The sequence below is a fragment of the Hymenobacter sp. UYP22 genome (assembly GCF_040547285.1).
Classification (GTDB): Bacteria; Bacteroidota; Bacteroidia; order Cytophagales; family Hymenobacteraceae; genus Hymenobacter.
This window is the reverse complement of sequence record NZ_JBEPPK010000011.1, coordinates 76,160-97,840: the sequence shown is the minus strand read 5'-3', so window position 1 is coordinate 97,840 and position 21,681 is coordinate 76,160. Positions and strand designations below refer to the sequence as shown.

General features: G+C 59.3%; 20 protein-coding genes. 11 read left to right on the top strand and 9 right to left on the bottom strand.

What is annotated here, in order from left to right; translation table 11 throughout:
- The first annotated feature begins 180 nt into the window (after positions 1–180).
- From ABIB60_RS16375 to ABIB60_RS16365, 3 genes are all read left to right on the top strand, one after another.
- Complete coding sequence (locus tag ABIB60_RS16375) at positions 181–1,362, top strand: sensor protein KdpD (protein ID WP_354581373.1); 1,182 nt, start codon at positions 181–183, stop codon at positions 1,360–1,362.
- A 165-nt stretch (positions 1,363–1,527) separates the two neighbouring features.
- Positions 1,528–3,315: a HAMP domain-containing sensor histidine kinase gene (locus tag ABIB60_RS16370; RefSeq protein ID WP_354581371.1), complete on the top strand. Its 1,788-nt coding sequence runs from the start codon at positions 1,528–1,530 to the stop codon at positions 3,313–3,315.
- 141 nt (positions 3,316–3,456) lie between these two features.
- Complete coding sequence (locus ABIB60_RS16365) at positions 3,457–3,867, top strand: hypothetical protein (protein ID WP_315998015.1); 411 nt, start codon at positions 3,457–3,459, stop codon at positions 3,865–3,867.
- A 70-nt stretch (positions 3,868–3,937) separates the two neighbouring features.
- Here the strand turns inward: ABIB60_RS16365 and ABIB60_RS16360 are convergent, their stop codons facing one another.
- The 5 genes from ABIB60_RS16360 to ABIB60_RS16340 form a co-directional block, all read right to left on the bottom strand.
- Positions 3,938–4,285 carry a hypothetical protein gene (locus ABIB60_RS16360; protein WP_354581370.1) on the bottom strand — a complete coding sequence of 116 codons (348 nt, stop codon included), beginning with the start codon at positions 4,283–4,285 and terminating at the stop codon, positions 3,938–3,940.
- Between the two features lie 80 nt (positions 4,286–4,365).
- On the bottom strand, positions 4,366–5,280 hold the full coding sequence (gene uvsE / locus ABIB60_RS16355) for a UV DNA damage repair endonuclease UvsE (protein WP_354581368.1): 915 nt from the start codon (positions 5,278–5,280) through the stop codon (positions 4,366–4,368).
- 125 nt (positions 5,281–5,405) lie between these two features.
- Positions 5,406–6,086, bottom strand: a complete 681-nt coding sequence (locus ABIB60_RS16350) for a carboxypeptidase-like regulatory domain-containing protein (protein WP_354581367.1) — start codon at positions 6,084–6,086, stop codon at positions 5,406–5,408.
- Positions 6,087–6,261: 175 nt separating this feature from the next.
- Entirely contained in the window at positions 6,262–6,900 is a 639-nt protein-coding gene (locus ABIB60_RS16345) for a hypothetical protein (RefSeq protein ID WP_354581366.1), read from the bottom strand.
- A 150-nt stretch (positions 6,901–7,050) separates the two neighbouring features.
- On the bottom strand, positions 7,051–8,292 hold the full coding sequence (locus tag ABIB60_RS16340; protein WP_354581365.1) for a metallophosphoesterase: 1,242 nt from the start codon (positions 8,290–8,292) through the stop codon (positions 7,051–7,053).
- Between the two features lie 144 nt (positions 8,293–8,436).
- Between ABIB60_RS16340 and radC the strand changes: the two genes are divergently transcribed.
- Positions 8,437–9,168, top strand: coding sequence for a RadC family protein (radC, locus tag ABIB60_RS16335; protein WP_354581364.1), 732 nt, complete (start codon positions 8,437–8,439; stop codon positions 9,166–9,168).
- Between the two features lie 167 nt (positions 9,169–9,335).
- Entirely contained in the window at positions 9,336–9,950 is a 615-nt protein-coding gene (locus ABIB60_RS16330) for a DUF1684 domain-containing protein (RefSeq protein WP_354581363.1), read from the top strand.
- A gap of 111 nt (positions 9,951–10,061) precedes the next feature.
- On the opposite strand, the gene ABIB60_RS16325 is transcribed toward ABIB60_RS16330, so the two are convergent.
- Entirely contained in the window at positions 10,062–10,670 is a 609-nt protein-coding gene (locus ABIB60_RS16325; RefSeq protein WP_354581362.1) for a Uma2 family endonuclease, read from the bottom strand.
- A gap of 183 nt (positions 10,671–10,853) precedes the next feature.
- Here ABIB60_RS16325 and pheT point away from each other — a divergent pair, with 183 nt between their 5' ends.
- The 4 genes from pheT (at position 10,854) to rny (ending at position 15,892) form a co-directional block, all read left to right on the top strand.
- A complete protein-coding gene (gene pheT / locus ABIB60_RS16320; protein WP_354581361.1) occupies positions 10,854–13,310 on the top strand; it encodes a phenylalanine--tRNA ligase subunit beta in 2,457 nt (818 codons plus the stop codon).
- A gap of 127 nt (positions 13,311–13,437) precedes the next feature.
- Positions 13,438–13,734 (top strand): hypothetical protein, encoded by a 297-nt coding sequence (locus tag ABIB60_RS16315; RefSeq protein ID WP_125420402.1) that lies wholly within the window; start codon positions 13,438–13,440, stop codon positions 13,732–13,734.
- Between the two features lie 37 nt (positions 13,735–13,771).
- Positions 13,772–14,062 (top strand): cell division protein ZapA, encoded by a 291-nt coding sequence (locus ABIB60_RS16310; protein WP_315998006.1) that lies wholly within the window; start codon positions 13,772–13,774, stop codon positions 14,060–14,062.
- A 132-nt stretch (positions 14,063–14,194) separates the two neighbouring features.
- Entirely contained in the window at positions 14,195–15,892 is a 1,698-nt protein-coding gene (rny, locus tag ABIB60_RS16305) for a ribonuclease Y (protein WP_354581359.1), read from the top strand.
- A 64-nt stretch (positions 15,893–15,956) separates the two neighbouring features.
- Here rny and ABIB60_RS16300 read toward each other — a convergent pair whose 3' ends face one another.
- Together ABIB60_RS16300 and ABIB60_RS16295 are read right to left on the bottom strand one after the other, a co-directional pair.
- The gene (locus tag ABIB60_RS16300) at positions 15,957–16,280 is read right to left on the bottom strand and encodes a hypothetical protein (protein WP_354581358.1); all 324 of its coding nucleotides are present in this window, start codon (positions 16,278–16,280) and stop codon (positions 15,957–15,959) included.
- Between the two features lie 227 nt (positions 16,281–16,507).
- Positions 16,508–17,905: a mercuric reductase gene (locus ABIB60_RS16295; protein ID WP_354581357.1), complete on the bottom strand. Its 1,398-nt coding sequence runs from the start codon at positions 17,903–17,905 to the stop codon at positions 16,508–16,510.
- 252 nt (positions 17,906–18,157) lie between these two features.
- Here ABIB60_RS16295 and ABIB60_RS16290 point away from each other — a divergent pair, with 252 nt between their 5' ends.
- Entirely contained in the window at positions 18,158–18,892 is a 735-nt protein-coding gene (locus ABIB60_RS16290; RefSeq protein ID WP_354581356.1) for a putative outer membrane beta-barrel protein, read from the top strand.
- Positions 18,893–19,003: 111 nt separating this feature from the next.
- On the top strand, positions 19,004–19,750 hold the full coding sequence (locus tag ABIB60_RS16285; protein ID WP_354581355.1) for a glycosyltransferase: 747 nt from the start codon (positions 19,004–19,006) through the stop codon (positions 19,748–19,750).
- A gap of 12 nt (positions 19,751–19,762) precedes the next feature.
- On the opposite strand, the gene ABIB60_RS16280 is transcribed toward ABIB60_RS16285, so the two are convergent.
- Positions 19,763–21,649 carry a DUF6311 domain-containing protein gene (locus ABIB60_RS16280; RefSeq protein WP_502915132.1) on the bottom strand — a complete coding sequence of 629 codons (1,887 nt, stop codon included), beginning with the start codon at positions 21,647–21,649 and terminating at the stop codon, positions 19,763–19,765.
- Positions 21,650–21,681: the final 32 nt, after the last annotated feature.

The window sequence follows — 21,681 nt, the reverse complement described above, 5'->3', positions numbered from 1 at the left end:
CCAAACTACCAGTCCTGCTGAGCTTGCCGAAGCATCTCTACCGCTTCGTTTGCTTGCCGTCTCAAAAACAGCACGCGAGATTCCTCGTGTTGCTCAGCATGACGTTTCGGCGAAGCAGTAGAGATGCTTCGACTTCGCCTCCGGCTTCGCTCAGCATGACGTTCCTTTATTTCTTCACCCATGTCCAACTCAGCCGACAACAACGACGACCAACAGCGCGACCAATCGGCCGAGCGGTTTCTGCGGCTGGTGCAACAGCGGCGGCGCGGGCGGCTGAAGGTATACCTGGGGTTGGCCGCCGGCGTGGGTAAGACCTACCGTCTGCTGCAGGAAGCCCACGAACTGCGCGCCCACGGCGTGGATGTGGTGCTGGGCTACGTGGAAACCCACGGCCGCCCCGGCACCGTGGCCCAGCTGCGCGACCTGCCCACCGTGCCGCGCAAGCACATCTTCTACAAGGGCCGCATGCTGGAGGAAATGGACGTGCAGGGCATTCTGCAGCGCCGGCCCTCGGTGGTGGTGGTGGATGAGCTGGCCCATACCAACGTACCCGGCTCCGAGAATGAGAAGCGCTGGCAGGATGTGGAGCAGCTGGTGCGGGCCGGCATTTCGGTGCTCACGGCCGTTAATATTCAGCACCTAGAAAGCCTGCACGACCAGGTGCAGCGCATTACCGGCACCGACGTGACGGAGCGCGTGCCCGATCAGGTGCTGAAGCAGGCCGATGAGGTGGTGAACGTGGACCTGACCGTAGGCGAGCTGCGCGCCCGTCTGGAAGAAGGCAAGATCTACGACGCGGCCAAGGTGCCCACGGCTTTGCAGAACTTCTTTCAGGCCGAAAACCTGCTGCAGCTGCGCCAGCTGGCGGTGCGTGAAACCGCCAACCTCATCAGCCGCCAGATTGAAACCGACGGCGGCGGGGCCGCGCCCGTGGCCCCCGAGCGCCGCAACCAGGACCGGCTGCTGGCCTGCATCAATGCCAACGCCCCCGCCGCCAAGGAAATCATCCGCAAAACCTCCCGCCTCGCCGACCGCCTCTCGGCCGCTTCCTGGGCCGTACTCTACGTGCAAACGCCCCGCGAGGCCGCTGACCGTATCAACTTGGCTACCCAGCGCCATTTGCTTAATAATCTACAGCTCACCACTGAATTAGGCGGCCAGATTCTGCGCGTGAAAGCTGCCGATGTGGTGCCCGAAATTCTGCGCGTGGCCCAGGAAAAAGGCGTTACGCTGCTGATTTGCGGCGTGACCAGCGAGAAAAGCTGGTGGCAGCGCCTGCTGCGCCCCGGCGTCACGCGCCGCCTCATCCGCGCCGTAGCCCGCTCCCCGCTGGACGTGGACGTGTTTCTGGTGCATTACTGATCCGCTTTTGCGCCCGGGCAGTAGCGCGAACTTCGTAGTTCGCGTTCCTGAACGATACATATCCAAAAGGCGCGGGGGCGCGAACTGTAAAGTTCGCGCTACTACCCCGGCTGCCCGCCGCCACTTGTTCAACGATACGCGAAGCGGAGCTTCGCGCTACTGCCCATGAACCTCAAAACCAAAATTACCCTGGCTTTCGTCACCATGCTGCTGCTGCTGCTGGGGGTGAGTGCGTTTACCCTGTTCTCGCTCAACCGCCTCGACCGCACAGCCCGCAACGTGCTGCAGGATAACTTTTACTCCGTGGAGCTGGGCCAGCATATGCTGCGCGCCCTCGACCAACTACAGGTGCGCGAAGCTCCTTTGAACGAGGATGCCAAGAAACGCTTCGAGCAGCTATTGACGCGGGAGGCGGGTAATATCACGGAGCCCGGTGAGCAGCAGGTAGTTGACTCTTTATTTGATAGCGTAGGCGGGCTGAACCGGTACCTGGCTTCCGATACCACTTCGCCGCAAATCTGGCAGGCGAACATGCGGGAGCTGCGCGGGCTCACCTACCGCATGATTGACTTGAATACCCAGGCCCTCACCCGCAAAAACGAAGCAGCCAACCGCACCGCTACTCGGCAGCAACGCTACGTGCTGGCCCTGGTCACCTTCGCGCTGCTTACCTCCCTACTATTTGTGCTGAGCGTGCCCGAGGCGGCCGTAGGCGGCCTGCGCAAGCTCACGGCCAGCATCGAAAACGCTACCAACCAGGATTACTCGGCCTCCATTCCGGTGGAAAGCCACGACGAGTTTGGTACCGTGGCGCGGGCTTTCAACCGCATGCTGGTGCAGCTGCAGGACTACCGCACCTCCACGCTGGCCCAGTTGATGGCCGAGCGCAACCGCGCCGCCAGCATCGTGAATAACCTGGATGAGGGCCTGCTGCTGGTAGACGAAAACCGCCGCGTGCTGCTGGTGAACCCCGTGGCCGCCGAGCTGCTGGGCCAGCCTGCCGCCCAACTCCTGGGCCGCTCCGCCGACGAAGTGGCCCAGCAAAACGACCTGTTCCGGGAGTTGCTGCGCCACCTCGATACGCCCGCGGCCCACCGCCCCCAGGAGGCCGCCCCGGTGCTCACCCTGGCCCGCAACGGCGAGGAGGTATACTATCGCGTGGCCATAAACGACGTTATCAGCTTCAATGAGGCGCTGGATAAGATGGAGTTCGTGGGCTCCATTCTCACCCTGCACAACGTGTCGGAGTTCAAGAAGCTGGACCAGGCCAAGTCGAACTTTCTGGCTACGGTGTCGCACGAGCTGAAGACGCCGCTGTCCAGTATCAACTTCAGCCTGAAGCTGCTGCAAAACGGTAAAGTGGGTTCTGTGAACGAGGAGCAGCAGCGGATTCTGGCCACCATCAAACAGGAAAACCAGCGGCTGCTGAAACTGGTGGGCGAGCTGATTGATGTGTCGCGGCTGGAATCGGGCAATATCCAGCTCAACTTTCAGCCCACCCAAGTGCGCGACATTGTGCAGTTTGCCGCCGACACTATCCAACTCCAGCTTCAGCCCAGGCAGCTCACCCTTGATATCGAGCTGCCCTCAACCCTGCCTGCCGTGCGTGCCGACCTGGAAAAAACCACCTGGGTGCTGCTGAACTTGCTGGCCAATGGCATCCGCTACTCCCCGGAGCAGGCACAACTGCATATTCGGGCTGAACTAGCGGGCGGGGGGCAGCAGGTTCAGGTGAGCGTGCAGGACCACGGGCCCGGTATTGCGCCCCAGTATCAGGAAAAAATCTTCCAACGCTTTGTTCAGATTCCCGACAAAACGGGTTATAAAGGAGGCTCGGGTCTGGGCCTGAGCATTGCCCGGGAGTTTATTGGGAGCCAAGGCGGGCAGCTGTGGGTAGAAAGTGAGCTGGGCAGCGGCAGCACCTTTCGCTTCACGCTGCCCGTAGCCGGATAAAGGCTTGCGCTACAGTCAGCTATATAGGCCAAGGGCGAACAAGATTATGGGCTTTCCGGCAGTGAGTTGAGGCTGAGCGTATAATCAAGGCAAGGTGGCTCACAGGCAGCCACCGCATTTTCTTCTTAACGCACTCACGCCATGAAAAATACCTTGTTTGTAACTGCTGGCCTGCTGCTGGCTGCCACAGCTGCTTCCGCCCAAATTTCGCCCACCGCCCCCCAGCGCGCCGGTAGCATGAACCAGACCACCGTGTCGCCGGTGAACCCCGCTAACCCTGCTACCAACCCGGGTACGCTCGACCAACGGACGCCCACGATGTCCAATCCTACGCAAACCGTACCCGGTACCATTGACCAGCGCCCTGCCACCACGTCGCCGGTAATAAACCCCGGTGATGCCCGCCGCACCTCGTTACCCACCACGGCTCCTACTACAGCTCCCGGCCGCACCAACACCAACGGCCGCCGCGTCCGGACGGGTACTTCCACTGCTCCAATGAACACTACACCAGCTGGCACTACCACCCCGGCCGGCACTATTCGTCCGTAGTCAACCAAGTAGCTTACACGTAACAGCGCCGCCCTACGTAGTGTAGGGCGGCGCTGCTTGTTTAAGGCGGTTAGCGGGCTTGTTCTAGTTGTCCACCGGCTTTCAGTAATAAGTCCGACAAGCTGGAAAGGCCGCTACGTACCTCCTCAGGGGCGCTACGCACCACTTCGGCGGTTTGGGCACCGAGCATGCTTAATGAGCGGCCAATAGCTTGCCCGTCGAGGCCGGCTACCCCACTGCTGAGCAAGGACTGTAGGTTACCCAATTCGCGGCCGATATCCTGCAGAGCAGGTTCTCCACTCTGCAGCAGGTGCTGCTGCCAGGTTTCGGTGTTATCCATGGCGGCGCTGATAGGAATGCCCGTCAGGCCGTTGCTGAGGGAGTGGGTAGTGGCGTTGAGCAGATCAGAAAACAGCATCGGAAAAGGGAGAAGTAAGTGAAAACAAGCTATGCCACTTGTCAGAAGGCTGTACGGCCACGGCACCTGAGGGGTTAAACCTACTGGGCCGCGGGCAACGAGGCGGCCAAACGGCCCACGTCGCGCAGGATGCTGCAGGCCCGGCCGGCGCTGGCTTCTTTATCCTTAATTTCCAGCATGATGTCTACGTCCAAGTCGCCTAGTTCCTGCACAAAGGCCCGAAACAGGTCTTCCTCTATGCTGGCGGTATGCTTGCCCTTCCGCTCACCGTGCGCCTGCGAGCTGTAGTCCATCATCATCACGCCGTCGTGGGTGGGGTGCCAAGTGGCGGCGGCCAGGCGCAGGGCTTCTGCCATGGGCTCCCCGTGGTTGAGGCACTCGTGGTGGAAATTGTCGAACAGAATAGGAATACCTACGGCCCGGTGCACCCGCAAACAATCCTGCAGACTAAATAGCCGGTCGTCGTTTTCGATAACCAGCCGGGCCCGCACTGCTTTTGGTAGCCGCTCATACGTAGCAATAAAGCGCGCAATAGCCAGCTCCCGGTCGCCATAAAGGCCGCCCACATGAATCTGGAGCTTGTGGGTGCTGTCGAGGCCCATTAAATCGAGCATAGAGCCCTGGTACACCAATTCCTGAATGCTGCGCTCCACAATGTCCTCGTTGTGGGAGTTCAGAACCACAAACTGGTCGGGGTGGAAGGAGATGCGCATGTCGTGAGCTTTCACGAAGTCACCCACTTCCCGAAACTCCGCCGCAAAACGTGTTTGCCAGGGGTAGGTATTAACGGGGTGGGAGCCAAACGGTACCACGCCCGAGCCAACGCGAAAAAACAGGAAGTGCCGCTCTACATTCCACTGCAGAATGCGCAGCAGACAGCGCAGGTTATTGCTCACGGCCAGCTCTACCCGCTCATCGGAGTACGAGGCCAGCCGGAAAGTACTGGTAGTGGTGCAGTCCAAGGACTCATTCACGCAAGGATATCCAATCTTCATACCCCAGCTATACGGGAAAGGTGAAATTGTGAAGTGGTGAATTTGTGAAGTGACAAAGCGATAAGCAGAACGTGGGCCGTTTCTACCCGATCATTTCACAAATTCACCACTTCACAATCTCACCGCTATTCCACCTCGTAGCCGCGGTTGTCCTTGAAGTTCTTGTTGTAACGGCGGCGGTTCTGGCGGTCTAGCTCGGCAGCTTTGGCGGCGGCTTCCTGCTGGTTGATTTCCTCCATTTTGCGGCGCTGCTTGCCTTCCCGGGAAAATTGCTCATACAGCAAACTCACCGGGCTGGCCAGCGTGGGCACTGGGGCCTTGGGCGCGGCCGAATCGACGGGGAATAGGGGCTTGGGCGCGGGCGGGCGCTTTACGGCGCTGGTGGGCGCAGTGCTGGGCCGCTTGATGTTGCGCAGTGCCCGGTTAATGGTGGCGCGGTCGGGGCGGCCTTCGGTTACGCGCACCTCCCCCAGTTGCACGGTATCCTGTACCAGCTTGATGTGCACGATGAGCTGGGAAAGGCCGGTGCCGCCCAGCGGCAGTCGTTGCGCTTTGAAGCCCACGGCCCGGAAAATGAGCGTATCGGTGTTGTTGGCCGTGATATTGAAGTCACCCTCGGCAGTGGCAGTGGTGCCCAGGCGGGTGCGCTGCACAATTACGGAAGCCCCCGGAATGCCCCGGCGGGTACTGGCATCCGACACGCTGCCGGTTACCTTGATTTGGGCGGCGGCAGCCCCGGCCAGCAACAGCAGCCCCAACAGCCACCCGGCGCGCAACAACCCTAAAGACAAACGAAAACTCCTCATTAGACAGTAAACTAACGCACCACGACCGGAGAAAGCCAATAAAACCGATCAGGCCCCGGCCATTATCGACGCAGCAACGTGGGAAGGAGACAAAAAGAGCCCGCACCGTTGCAGGTGCGGGCTCTTGAGCAGTAAGCAAATTCGCGGCCGAACCAGGCCCGGCCGGCAAGTCTGGTTACTTGATAACGGATTTGTCGCCTTCCTCGGGCTTCATTTTTACGGCGCCATCGTCACCATCCATCTTCATCTTGTTACCTTCAGCGTCTTTGATTTTCACGTCGCCGTCGGCCTTTACTTTCATTTTCGAACCATCACCCATGTCAGCGGAGGAAGCGGAAGCATCGGTGCTGCTCATGTCGGAAGTTGCCATGTTGGAATCATCCTCCATGTAACGGTCGTCCATGTAGTCCATGCGGCTCGACTCGTAGGCCGAATACTGCGTGGGGTCAGTAAAGATGGTTTTCATCTCCGTGTCGGCATCCGTGTACACGCCCCGCATAGCCGCGGACATGCCCATAGTATCGGTGGCATACTTGTTTTGCAGCTCGGCAATGCGCTGGCCGCGCGTCACGTACACCGTCCGGATTTTGGTACGGGTAGCGTCATCGAACTTCATCTTGGCAGCCATATCCGCCGCAATACGGTCGGCGCGGCGCTCAATGGCTTCGGGCGTATAGGCCGTTTGCGTAGTGGTCGTGGTAGTTGTGGTGGTGGTGCCGTCGGCCGAAGTGGTGGTTTCGGCGGTTTTATTTTCCGAGCACGAGGCCGTCATAAAGGCAGCCGCAGCTGAGAGAATTAACAGGGTCTTTTTCATGGCTTGAGAGAAATTGTGAGGAGAGAAGAGAGTGGGAAAAATCTAATGCCACCTATACGAAGTGCAAGCTCAACCGGTTACCCCCAGGCAAACAAAAAACCACTGCGGGCCTCCGCAGTGGTTGTCAGTAGTAGCAGCGAAATCAGGGAATTAACCGCGCCGTAGCTCAAACACGGTAATTTCGGGCAGGAAACCCACCCGGCCGTGGTAGCCAATAAAGCCCAGCCCGGCATTCACGTACAAATACTGTTTGCCGCGCTGGTACAGGCCCGCCCACTGCTTGTAGGCGTACTGTACCGGGCTCCACTTCAAGAACGACAGGTTCACGCCGAATTGCATGCCGTGGGTGTGGCCCGCCAGCATAAGGTCAATGTCTTCGTACTGGTGCACCTGCCCGTCCCAGTGCGAGGGGTCGTGACTGAGCAGGATTTTGAACGGGGCATTGGTATCGGCGGCAGCGTGGGCCTTAGCCAGGTTGCCATACTGGGCAAAGCCCCGAGCCCCCCAGTTCTGCACGCCCAGAATGGCAATTTTCTCGCCGTTGCGCTCCACCGTGCGGGCCTCGTCCAGCAGCAGATTCCAGCCAATTTTAGCGTGGTTCTGCTTAATACGGGCTAAGTTGGCGTGCCAGGCAGCCCGGTCTTCCTTGTACTCCGGTACATAATCGGCGTAATCGTGGTTGCCGAGGATGGAGTAAATAGGCAGCTTCGACTGGATGCCCGCCAGCGTATCAATGTGCTCCTCTACCTCGGTGGCGTAGTTATTTACCAGGTCGCCGGTCATGAAAATCTGGTCGGCCTGCTGCTCGTTGATAATCTTGACTGCCCGTTGCAAGGGTTCTTTAGAATGGAAGGAGCCCGTGTGCAGATCGGAAATCTGCAGGAGCTTGAACCCATCAAACGAGGCCGGCAGATTGGGAAAGCGTAGCGTTACGCGGCGCACGGTGTAGTCGGTGCCGCCCTTGGCCATGCCCCACAAGAGGGATACGAACGGCACGGCCCCCAGCACCAGCGCGGCCTTGCTCAGAAACTCACTGCGCGAAATGTTGGTGCCGGTGTTACCAGCGGGCCGGTTGCCCAGTTGCAGAGCCCAGCGGCCCAGGCGCGTGAGGTCCTCCAGCAGTAGCGGAATCAGAACAACAATTTTGGCGGCCAACACGGCCAGCAACACCCCGCCCAGATAGGACTTGAAAGATGGGTGCTCCTGGCGGTTGCGCATGGCCCAGATGCCAAGGGCCCAGACCAACGCCGAAATGCCCCAGTACAGAATTGCCGTTAGGCGGCGGCTCCCAGACTCAGCGGATGAAAAAGCGGTGCGGAAAGCCTGGTAGCCATACCACTCGGCGGCGGCAACCAGGGCGAAAAAGAAGACGAGAAATGACGGATTGCGCATACAGAAATCAACAAATCCGCCGGCCAACGTGCGGCCGGTTTCGGATTGCTACAGGTAGAAACGGGGTTGCGGGGTTTTTGCTTTAAATTCCGGGCAATACAACAACGGTGCCCTATGCAAGAGTTTGACAATCTGACGGAAAATATGCCGCAGCCCACCTCCGCGGGGGCAATTCAGCCATACCCTAATCCGCCGGCTTTCGGCATCAAAAGCTGGGCCGAAGAAGACCGGCCCCGCGAAAAGCTGATGCAGAAAGGGCGGGCGGCGTTGTCGGATGCCGAGCTGCTGGCCATTCTGCTGGGCTCGGGCACCGCCAAGCTCTCGGCCGTAGATGTGGCCAAGTTGGTGCTCAGCGCCGCCCAAAACGACCTCAACGCCCTGGCCCGCTTCTCCCTAAAAGAATTGATGCGCCAGAAAGGCATAGGCGAGGCCAAGGCCATTACCATTATGGCGGCTTTGGAGCTGGGGCGGCGGCGCAAGGAAGCCGATGCCCCCGCCCGCGCCACCATCACCTGCTCCCGCGACATTTACCGCGTGGTGCGGCCCCACCTCCAGGATTTGCCCCACGAGGAGTTTTGGGTGGTGCTACTGAACCGGGCCAACGTGGTCATGCGCACCGTCAGTATTAGTCGGGGCGGGGTGGCCGGCACCGTCGCCGACCCCAAGCTCATTTTCAAGGAAGCCCTGGAGCAGCTGGCCAGCAGCGTGATTCTGGTGCACAACCACCCTAGCGGTAATAAAACCCCCTCGGCCGCCGATATTGCCCTTACCCGCAAGCTCAAGGAAGCTGGCCAGTTCCTCGACTTACCCATTCTGGACCACCTCATCTACACCGACAACGGCTACTACAGCTTCGCTGATGAGGGGATGCTGTGAAAAAAAGTCAAAGAGAAAAAGTAAAAAGTCAAAGTGCGAGGACGTCCGTCGGGCTTGCCTGCTGCATATAGCCGGAGTTGTGGCAATCTTTGCGGGAGAAATTCGGGGAAGAAGCGGTGTTGACGGGCTTTGACTTTTTCTCTTTTGACTTTTTACTTTTTTTCTCTGTGCGCCTCAATCCTAAACTGTTCATTGCCCTCGGCCTGCTGCTGGTGTTCGGGTATTTCGCCAAGGATATTCTCTTCAACGACGACCAGTACGCCGCCCGCCTGCGCAAAGCCCGCGAAGCCAAAAATACGGGCTTCCGCCGGGCCGAAGACTCACCCCTGAGCTCGGAGCAGCGCCAAACATTTGACAGCCTAAAATACTACGTGCCGGATCTGGACTACCGCTTCGAAGCCCAACTGGAGTCGTTTACCAAGCGCGACACGGTAGAAATGCCCCTCACCGATGGCAAGGCCGATAAATACCTGCGCTGGGGCCGGGCCAGCTTCATTCTGAACAAGCAGGAATATAAGCTGACGCTGTTCCTGAAGGCCGACGGCAAGGACACCACCCTGTTCATTCCCTTCACCGACCGTACCAACGGCTTCGCTACCTATGGCGGGGGCCGCTACCTCGACGCGCCCCTGCCCGCCGCCGATGACACCGAAGTAGTGCTGGATTTCAACGAGGCCTACAACCCCTACTGCGCCTACGCCGACGGTTTCGCCTGCCCCGTGCCCCCCGCCGACAACCGCCTAACCGTGGAAATCAAAGCCGGGGAGAAGGCCTACAAGTAGCGGCATTCCAAAAAACGGCTGTCATTCTGCGCATCAAGCAGAGGCGAGGAATCTGGACCCAGCATCTATTGGATTAACCCAGATTCCTCGCCTTGCTCGGAATAACAGTTCTTACTCCTCCCGCAGTGGCCGTAAATCCAGCCGGAAACCAGACAAAACGGGAGCGGCATCCAGTTCCTGGTCGTAGCCGTGCAGTTTCTCGGCTGGTTGGCCGGGGCGGTACACCCAGGCCGTTTCGGTTTCCACATCCAGCAGAAAGCCGAGTTGCGCGCCGTTGCTGAGCCACTGCTCCATCTTGGCCTGCAAGGTGGAAATCCGGTCGGATGGAGATTTTACCTCTACCACAAACTCGGGGCAGATGGGCAGAAACTTGTTACGCAGCTCTTGCGGTACGCGGGCCCAGCTGGCCTGGCTGAACCAAGACGCATCGGGGGAGAGTGTAGCATTGTCGGGCAACACGTACGCTGCCGAGGACTCGCCCACGCGGCCCAACTGATACTGCTTATTCCAGAGTTTAAGCTGAAAAACGACTTCGGCACTGGCCGAGCTGGAGAGGAAACCGGCGGGCGACCTAAAGATAATCTCGTGGTCGGAGGGGCGCTCCACGCGCAGGTCCCGGTTGTCCTGGCAGAACTGGAAAAACTCCTCGTCTGTGAAGCCAGTAACCAGCGGGCCGCGCAGCACAATGGCCTCCTTCGAAATAGCAGGGCGGTTCGACATACAGATACTACCGGTTGTTGTACCGAAATATATACCGAAACTACCTGCGTGGGTTCGTTTTCCACCGCCCACCCTAATCCGTACCTTTGTCAGCGGTTGTCAGTTGCTCGTTGCTCGTTGTCAGTACAATTCTGTCAACGAACAACAAGCAACTGATAACGGACAACCCGCAACTCCCAACCAATGAAAATATCCCTCGACTGGCTCCGCACGCTCATTCCTACTGATAAACCCGCCGAGGAAATTGGCAAGCTGCTGACCGGCTCCGGGCTGGAAGTAGAAGGCATTGAGGAGCTGGAAAGCGTGCCCGGCGGCCTGCGCGGCGTAGTGCTGGGCACCGTGCTTACCCGCGAAAAACACCCCGACGCCGACAAGCTCAGCGTGACCACCGTGGACGTGGGCGACGGCACCATCCGCCAGATTGTGTGCGGCGCCCCCAACGTAGCCGCCGGCCAGCGCGTGGTAGTGGCCCTCGACGGGGCCGTACTGCATCCTTCCGAAGGCGAGCCGTTCAAAATCAAGAAGTCCAAAATCCGGGGCCTGGCCTCCGAGGGCATGATTTGCGCCGAGGATGAAATTGGCTTGGGCCAGTCGCACGCCGGTATTATGGTACTTGATACTGACCTGCCCAACGGTACGCCTGCCGCCGAGTATTTCGGCCTGGGCTCCGACTCGGTATTCGAAATTGGTCTGACCCCGAACCGTGCCGATGCCGCCTCGCACTACGGCGTGGCCCGGGAGCTGCGCGCCCTGCTGCGCCAGCCCTGCCACCTGCCCGACATCAGCGGGTTCCATGCTCCCGCTGCGGCCGTTACGCCTATCAGCGTAATCCTTGAAGATGCTGCCGCGGCCCCGCGCTATGCCGGTCTGCTGCTGGAGAATGTGCAGGTAGGTCCCTCGCCCGAGTGGCTGCAGCGCCGCCTGCGCAGCATCGGCCTCTCGCCCATCAACAACGTGGTGGACGTGACCAACTTCGTGCTACACGAGCTGGGTCAGCCTTTGCACGCTTTCGATGCCGACCAGATTACCGGTAACCAGGTGCGCGTGAAGCGGGCCGCGGAAGGGGAAAAGTTTACGACCCTGGATGACACGGAGCGCACCTTGCGCGCCGAAGATTTGGTAATTGCCGATACTAACGGTACACCAATGGCGCTGGCTGGGGTGTTCGGGGGTAAAACCTCGGGCGTGAGTGAGGCTACTACGCGCATATTCCTAGAAAGCGCCTATTTCGCGCCAGCCGTGGTGCGCAAAACCGGCCAGACTCACCAACTCAAAACCGACGCTTCCTTCCGCTTCGAGCGGGGCACCGACCCGAACATGGTCCTTATTGGGCTGAAGCGGGCGGCGCTGCTGCTGCAGGAAGTGGCTGGCGCTACCGTGGCCGCCCCGGTGGTGGATGAGTACCCCACCCACATCGGCCACACAGCCGTGCGCCTGCGCCTGCCCCGCGTGGAGAAGCTGGTGGGCCAGTTCATTGCCCCCAAGCGCATCCGTCAAATCCTCACCGACCTCGACATCCTCATCTCGGAAGAACTAATCGACGAACAACCAACAACCAACAACCAACAACCAACAACTACCTGGATATTGTCGGTGCCCCCGCACAAGGTAGACGTGACCCGCGAGGCTGACGTAATTGAGGAAATCCTGCGCATCTACGGCTACAACCACGTGGCTTTGCGCCCCCACAACTCGGCTACGTACCTGGCCCAGTTCCCCAACCCCGACCCCGAAATCATCCGCCAGAACACGGCGCGGCTGCTCAGCGGCCAGGGGTTCTCGGAAATCATCACCAACTCCATCACCAACTCGCTGTACTTCGAGAAGGAAGAGGAGAAGGATGATACGCTGGTGCGCCTGCTCAACTTTAACAGCGCCGAGCTGAACGTGATGCGGCCCACGCTGCTGCACAGTGGCCTGGAGGTAATTCGCCACAACGTGAACCGCCGCCAGCGCGACCTAAAACTCTACGAGTTCGGCAAAGCCTACCGCCAGAAGGCCGGCGGCCAGTACGAGGAGTACAACAAGCTCGTCATCTACCTCACCGGCAACACCGCCGCCGAAACCTGGCAGCAGAAGTCGGATAAGAGCAGTTTCCACCAGCTGGCCGGCGCAGTGCAGCAGGTGCTAGCCTCGCTGGGCTTCCCGCAGCCTACCTCGCAGCCGGTACAGCACCCGTACCTGGCCGGCGGCCTTACGCTGCTGGCCCAGAACCAGCCGGTGGCTCAGCTGGGTGCGGTATCAACGGCCATCCTGAAGCGCCTCGACGTGAGCCAGCCGGTGTGGTACGCCGAGCTGGACTGGGACTGGCTGATGCGCAAGTACAAGAACGCGCTGGTAGCCCGCGAGCTGCCCAAGTTCCCGGAAGTGCGCCGCGACCTGTCGTTGGTGGTGGATAAAACCGTGACCTTCGACCAGCTCCAGCAGATTGCCCGCCGCACCGAGAAGAAACTCCTGCAGCAGGTGAACGTGTTCGACGTGTACGAAGGCGACAACCTGGGCCAGGGCAAGAAGTCCTACTCCGTGAGCTTCCTGCTCCAGGACCCCGCCCAAACCCTCACCGACCAGGCCATCGACTCAGTAATGAACCGCCTCATCCAGCAGTTTGAGCAACAAGCCGGGGCTTTGATTCGGAAGTAGTAAGTCCTCTGTCATTCCGAGCGAAGCGAGGAATCTGGGTTATCGTCTAAGTAATAACCCCAGATTCCTCGCTTCGCTCGGAATGACACTCGGTTGTGTATCTTCACCACCAACCAAAAACCAAAAAATGGCCTCCACCCAGCAGCTTGCGCAACTCGACCGCCTGGAGCGGCAGGTGACCACCTTAGTGGCTGCCTATCAGCAGTTGCGCGAAGAGTTGGCCGATTCGCAGACCACCATTCAGCAACTCCAGGCCGACGTGCGCGACCGGGAGCGGCAGTTGAAGGATTTCCAGAATCAGGAGAATATCACTAAACTTGTCAATACCATAGCCGGGGAACCGGCCAATGTCAACGAGCTGAAACTTCGCCTCAACGAATACATCCGAGAAATAGATAAGTGCCTTGCCTATTTGAGGGAGTAACCACCACCATACCAACCCCACCGCCCACTGGCTACTGATGTCCGATTTATCCATCAAAATCCGCGTTGCCGACCGGGACTACCCCATGCGGGTAAGCCCCGAGGACGAGGAGCGCCTGCGCCTCGCGGGCCGGCTGCTGAACGAGCGGCTGAAGGAATTTCGGGAGCAGTACGGCATTCAGGACAAGCAGGACCTGCTGGCCATGATTGCCTTATCAACAATGGCTGACCGCCTCAAGGTCAGCAAGGAAAAGGACGGAACCGATGCGGCTCTGACCGAGCGCATTGCGCGCCTGGACGAGCTAATGCGCGGCGTGGTGCTGGTATAGCTGCCACGGCTAGTGGTGGCGCGAAGTAACAGCCCGAGCAGGGCGGGGCAGCCGGCCCCGCTGCCTGCGCGGGCATTGGCGTTTCTACGGAGCTATGGGTTTCTTTCTTCCTTTAACCCCCCTTTATAGCTCATGTCCGAAACTCTTTATATTGTCCTGGCGGCCGTGCTTGCCCTTGTGGTAGGCGTGGTGCTGGGGCGCCTGCTGGCTGGAAAAGCCCGGCAGGACCACGAAGCCGACGCTAAAGCCCGCGCCCAGCAGCTGCTGGCCGAGGCCGAAGCCCAGGCCACCCGCACCCGCGACGAGCGGATTCAGCAGTCGAAAGATAAATTCCGCACCCTCAAGCAGGAATTCGAACAGGAAAGCCGCCGCCAGAAACAGGCCCTCGACCAAGAACTGACTGAGCGCCGCGCCGCCGTGGTGGAGCAGGAGCAGAGTATCAAGCAGCTCAGCCTCACCACCCAGAAGCAGCTGGAAACCATTCAGCGCAAGGAAAAAGAGCTGGACGCCACCCGCGAAAAAGTGGAGCTGCAGGCCCAGCAGCAGCGCGAGAAGCTGGAAGCCCAGGAAGAAAAGCGCCGCGTGACCCTCGAAAACCAATTGGCCAAGCTGGAGCAGCGCGAGCAGGAAGTAGAGCAGGAGCTGGAGGAAACCCGCCAGAGCCTCAGCGAGAAAATCCAGCTGGTAACCACCCAGCTCGAAACCATTTCGGGCCTCACGGCTGCCGAAGCCCGTGAGCAGCTGGTGGAAAGCCTCAAAAACGAAGCCCAGATTCAGGCCAGCTCCTACATTAAGGATGTGGTGGCCCAGGCCAAGCTCACGGCCACCAAGGATGCCAAGAAAGTGGTGCTGGAAACCATTCAGCGCACCGCCGCCGAGCACGCCATTGAGAACTGCGTGAGCATTTTCAACATCGAGTCGGACGACGTGAAGGGCAAGATTATCGGCCGGGAAGGCCGCAACATCCGGGCCCTAGAAGCCGCTACCGGCGTTGAAATCATCGTGGACGACACGCCCGAGGCCATCATCATCTCGGGTTTTGACCCCGTGCGCCGCGAGGTGGCCCGCCTGAGCCTGCACCTGCTGGTGAAGGACGGCCGCATCCACCCGGCCCGCATCGAGGAAATTGTGGCTAAAACCCGGAAGAACATCGACGAGGAAATCGTGGAAATCGGGGAAAAAACCATCATCGACCTGGGCATCCACGGCCTGCACCCCGAGCTGATTAAGATGGTGGGCCGTATGCGCTTCCGCTCGTCGTACGGCCAGAACTTGCTCCAGCACAGCCGTGAGGTAGCCAACCTCTGCGCCACTATGGCCGCCGAGCTGGGCCTGAACGTGAAGCACGCCAAGCGCGCCGGCCTCCTGCACGACATCGGCAAGGTAAGCACCGAGGAGCCCGAACTGCCCCACGCCATTTTGGGCATGGAAATGGCCAAAAAGTATAAGGAGCACCCCGACGTAGTCAACGCCATTGGTGCCCACCACGACGAGATGGAAATGACGGCCATGATTTCGCCCTTGGTGCAGGCCTGCGACGCCATTTCAGGTTCACGCCCCGGTGCCCGCCGCGAGATGATGGAAAGCTACATCAAGCGCCTGAAGCAGCTGGAGGAAACGGCCAACGGCTTCAAAGGTGTGAATCAGTGCTTCGCCATTCAGGCCGGCCGTGAGCTACGCGTGATGGTGGACGCCGAGAACGTAACCGACGAGCGGGCCCAGGAGTTGAGCTACGAAATTTCCCAGAAAATCGAGAAGGAAATGCAGTACCCCGGCCAGATCAAAATCACCGTTATCCGGGAAATGCGCGCCGTAGCCTACGCCAAGTAGCCGCCGCTTTTTCAACGCAAAACCGCCCCCGTAGCCTCGGCTGCGGGGGCGGTTTTGTTATATACTACTGGCGGTGCAGCTCCAGGTACTTCGCGTCACAGTCTCCAAAACGGGTGTACTCGTTCATGGAGTTGCCGTAGTTCTGGATGAGTAGGACGCTGTCCTGCCAGCTGGCGGAAATGTCTTCTTCCGGTTCCTGGCCTTTCAGACCAATAAAGGTAAAATAGGTTTCGGCCTCATCCTTGGTTACCTCCACCTGGCCCCGAATACCTTGACAAGTATACGTGTAGTAGTTGCCCAGCTGAGCTACCGATATGGAAAGTGAACAGACAGCTGTATCCTGCACGGCGTATGTACCGGCGTAAGTTGAGCTAGCAGGCTGCGCCATGAGGGAGCCTGCGGGAATAGTGCTGTTGGAAGAAGTTGTACCGGTGGCCGCGGAAGTAGCCGTAGGGTGAGATTCACAGGCCGCTAAGGCTGCTGAAGTGAGCAATACAATTAGAAAACCAGGAAGCCAGCGGTTCATGCGCGGTAAACTGAAGGACCTAAGTGCGGTGAGAACAGCACTGTAAGAGGCGAAGCAGCATTCCGTAACAACTACGTAAGCCTTGGTTGCTATGCCTTCACTAGCTTGGCAAAGAGGTTGGTCAGCGCCTCAGCCCAGGTGGGATGGGCAAATACGGTGTTCTGCAAATCGTCGCAGGTGAGGCCGCCGGCCATGGCCAGCTGAATCATCGACATGATTTCGCCGCCCTGCTCGCTGAAAATGGTGGCTCCGAGAATGTGGCCTTTCTCATCGACCAGCACTTTCATGAAGCCGTCGGTGAGGCTGGTTTCCTGGGCGCGGCCGATGACGCGCACGGGCATGGTGGCAACGCGGTAGGCCAGCTTTTCGTGGCGGGCCTGCTTTTCGCTCAGGCCAATGCGGCCGAGCTGGGGTTGGGTGAATACTACATAGGGCAGGGGACGGGCCTTGGCCGATCGGCGCTTACGGTGCAGAATATTGTCGCGCACCACGCGGTAGTCGTCGTAAGCCAGGTGGGTGAACTGGGGGCCGGGGTGCACGTCGCCGAGGGCATAGAGGCCGCGCACATTGGTTTGCAGCCGCTCGTTCACCAGCACGTAGCCTTGCTCGTTGGTTTCTACCCCGGTAGTTTCTAGGCCCAGGTCGTCGGTGTTGGGTTCCCGGCCCACGGCTACCAGCAGGTGGGAGCCGCGCAGGCGCCGCTCGTCGGCACCTGTGCTGGCCGTGAGAGTGTACGCGCCGTCGGCGTTGCGCGACACGCGGCGCACTTCGGCCTCCAGCACAAACTCCACGCCGTCGGCCTCCAGCTGCTGGCGCATGGCCTGGCAGACGTCGTCGTCTTCGCGCTCCAGCAGGTTCTTGGCCGCGTCGATAATGGTTACGCGGCTGCCGAAGCGGCGGAACATCTGCCCGAACTCCAGCCCGATATAGCCGCCACCCAAAATCAGTAGGTGCTCGGGCAGTTGCTTAAGGTCGAGAATATCCACATTGGTCAGAAAGCCGCTTTCGGCGAGGCCCTCAATGGGCGGCACCGCTGCCCGCGTGCCAGTATTGATGAAGATGAGCGGGGCGGTTAGTTCCTGCTCACCACCGGCGTTCAGCTGTACACGCACCACGCGCGCACTGCTGAAACGCGCTTGGCCCATGAGCACGGTAATACCGCTCTGCTCCTGCTGCAGGTTAGCCCGTACTCCGTCGCGCTTGTGCTGAATAACGGCATCTTTGCGCGCTACAATAGCCCGAAAATCGGGTTTGGGCGCGCTGGTTTTCACGCCGTATTCGGCGGCGGTGGCTACCTGGTGTATTCGCTCGGCAGAGGCTAACAGGGCTTTTACTGGGGAGCAGCCGTAGTTGATGCAGGAGCCGCCAAGCAGGTATTTTTCAATGAGGGCCACTTTGCGGCCGGCTTTGGCCAGGGCCGTAGCCAGCGGGTTTCCCGCCTGGCCGGAACCAATAATAATAGCATCAAAACGAGTAGGACGGGGCATGGAGGCAGAAAACAGGCGGCCGAACGTTCAGCCGCACCGGCTATACGCAAACCAGAAGTAAACTGTCGGGCTTGGCTGCTACTGTGGCGTTGGCGCTGTACTCCCGCACCGGGCTTCGGATACGTTGGTAGCTAATTCCTGACCCGCCCGGCCGATACCAGCCAAGCCAGTACTGGACAGAATGGGTCAGCTAGTACACAACGAAACCCGACTGCCGACGTTCTGAGGCCAACTTCCTATCTTCCGCTGCCTATGCTCTACCTGCTTCGTCGCGCCGCGTTCCTGCTGCTCCTGCCGCTGTTGGTAGGTTGCTCGTCGTTGTATTTTCCTCCGCCACCCCAGGTGCCGTTGCTCACGCAGAAGGGAGAATGGAGCGGAGGCATCCATACCAACTTCAGTCAGAATACGGCCGTGCAAGGGGCTTACGCGGTTTCCGACCACTTAGGCGTCATGGGGTCAGCATCGTTTCTGCATACGGATAAGAAAAAGCGGGCTGAGGACCATGACTTCGGGGAGTTGGGACTGGGCTATTACACCCGCCTGCGCGACTCGCGGGTGCTGGAAGTGTATGGCGGCTACGGGTTGGGCCACACCAAGCGCGTGGAGCGCACTCCTGCCGAGGGTATCACCCGCACCCTGGAAGGCAGCCTAGATAAGTATTTCGTGCAGGTTAACTACACATCCAAGGATAAGAAAACGTACCACGTGCTGGGCCGCGACTGGCCCGTCACCTACGGCACGGCTTTGCGCGCTAGCTACGTCACGCTCAGTAACTTTCGTCTTGATGGGCAGCCCCACGCCCCGGAAACCAATATTTTTCTGGAACCCATTACCTACACCCGCATCACGCTGGTTGGTCCCGTTGATTTCCAGCTTATTAGCGGCAGTAACTTCGGGCTGCGTCACCGCCGCTACCTGAAGGCTGCCAATTCTGTATTCCAGTTCGGGCTGGTAGTAAATGTAGGCGGGCAGAGCGGCGGTAAGTAGTAGAAAGGCCGGGAGTGGCTTATACCTCAGTTGGCTCGGATTAAATGAAACTGGTTTCCCAGTTAACCACAAGCAAGCTGAGCCGTAACTTTACGGTAGTTTTCTGCTCCCATGTCCCTCCCAACTTCCCCCTACACCTCGCACCTAGCCATTGTATTGCCCTGCTTCCGGCCGCCGGCCGGGTGGGCAACCAACATTATTTCAAGCCTGGAACGGTTCCAGACGCTGCTGGTGGGGAAAGTCCTCATTCATCTGTACGTGGTGAATGACGGAGCCGGCGCTGATGTGACAGAGGCAGATATGGACGTGCTGCGCAGTGCATTGCCCGGCCGGTTCACCTACCTGACGTATACCACCAATCAGGGCAAAGGCCACGCGCTACGCAAAGGCATGGCCCAGGTGCAGGAGCCCTACTGCTTGTTTACGGATATCGATTTTCCTTACCAGGAGCACAGCATGGCGGCCGTGTATAACAAGCTGATAGATTCTGGAGCCGATATTGTGGTGGGTGTGCGCAGCAACGCATACTATGCGCAGGTGCCACCGGCCCGGCGGCGGGTTTCGCGCATGCTGCGCCGGGTAACGCGCTACGTGTTGCGCCTTCCCGTGGAGGATACGCAGTGCGGGCTGAAAGCCTTTAATAGTACTGGCCGCGCTCTGTTCCTGCGTACTACTACCCAACGCTACCTCTTCGACCTAGAGCTATTATTTCTGGCTTCGCGCATACGGCACTTGCGGGTGCTGGCTCAGCCCGTGGAGCTCAAGCCCGGAGTTATCTTCTCCCGCCTCAACCCACGCATCCTGCTCACTGAAACCGGCAACTTGGTTCGGATACTGAGTCGCCGTCACCGGCTATAGGCGCTGGTGGCTTTACTGCACATTCCAGCGGTAGAGGCGCAGCTTACCGGACTGGGCTACTAGCGTGAGCGGCTGGCGGCTTGGTAAGGCGGCTCCGGCCTCAATAAGCTGTTTGGCCAATGGGTTGGCTTGTTGCTGGGCGAAAGGGATAGAGCCATCATAGTAGCTTTCATCCAACAGCACCAGCAGTGGTTTGCGGGCGGCCTGCAGTTGAGCACGTAGTTCGGGAGTAGGCCCGGTGGGGCTAAACAGGCTTCGCAACTGCTTAACGTGCTCCTCCGGAGTGCGAGAGAGTTTACTGGCTACCAGCGGCAGGTTGGTGCGCAAGGCCAGTTCGTAGGCGTGCAGGGAATGGGCATTATCATCATCTACCGTCAGTTCCAGGTTCTCGCTACCCACGTGGAAGAACGGAACCGGCAAAATAGCTTGGTACTGCTCCGGCCGCAGCCCCTGGAGCAAGGGCTGTAGCTCCGGAAATGTGCGCTCATTGGTGAGCAGGTTGGGTAGCAAAGACTTGCGGTAGTGTTTGAGCGTATCACGCGTGTCGAGCAGGGCCAGTACTACCAGGGCAACGGCCACTACCCAGCGGCCCCGCCACTGGCTTCGGCGAAGCCAAAAATCAAGCGCCACCAGCACCAGCAAATTTACTGCCCAGAAGAAAGGCCAGCTAAACCGGCCCACAGCCCGGAAGTGCGTAACCACCTGAGTAACCTTCTGCAGATAATAGAAGGCGCTGAAGTAGTTCTGGAAAATGTACTGGTCGTCGGCCACGGCGTATTCTGTACCCAGGGAAACGCCCAATCCCACTAGCGCCGCCAGCAGCAGCAACTGCATAAATGCCCGCTCGGGCGTCGCCTTCCACGCTTGCCAGAAAGCCTGCGTAGCTGGTTTGCGTACCAGCCAGGCCACCACAAAAAACGTGAGCCCAAACAAGGCAAAAGCGCCCAAATAAGCCACCGACTCATACGTAGGTTGGTTTTTGGGCTCCAGCCAGAAATGAACCGTTTGGTAGCTGCCCGGCTTAATCAGTGCCGATAGTTGTAGCTTCCAGGGGGCATAGTTGAAGCCGGTGGCCTGCATGCTGCGTTGCACCCGGTAACCGTCGGTGAGGCGCACTACCAAAAAGCACAGCAGCGTAGGCAGCAAGGTAATGAGCACGGCCGCGCCGCTCAGTGTACGGTTGCGCCACTGCTGCCGGGGCAGCAGCCAGGCCGCAAAGAACCCCGCCACTGTAAGCGCCAGCAAGGGCAGGTAATACAAGTGAATAAGCCCGGCCACTACCGAGCCAGCTACCAGCGCCAGTACCCAACCCCAAATAGGACCGCCTGCCCGCACCCGCTGGTACAGTCCCAACAGCCCCCAGATAACCAGCAACACCAGCCAGCTATACGACAGGTTGAAATGGCCAACTAGCAGGCGGCTGGTTTGCGGGTTGAGCCACGGTAATACTACGGCAAATACCAGCACCAGCCCCCAGTGCTGCACCAACCGCCGCAGAATAGCCACCAGCAAAGCCGTGCTCAGGAAAAAGCCTGCCAGCATCAGCCCATGATAAATATCCAGCCCGTGCGGTGCCAGATCGGAAACGTAGTGTGACCAAAGCCGCACCGGCACGGCCAACAGTGGCGTATTATCGGTGAAGAACAGGTAGTCCCCGAAGGGATAATTCATCATGCCAAACCAGCTCAGTCCGTTGGGCCAAGGCTGTTGGATATAGGCTTGGAAGGTGAAGTAGTTTTTAGCTCCGTCTTGGCTGGTTACCAGCAAATGCTGGCCGGGTTGGAAAAGCAATGCCCCAAATGCGCGCAGCACACATAACCCCTGAAGCAGTAACGCCAACAGTAACAGAACAGGGTAAGCAGGGCGCCAGCGCCAGATAGCAGCAAGCGGAAAAGGCATAGAAAGCAAAAAGTAAGGAGAAGCGGTAGCTC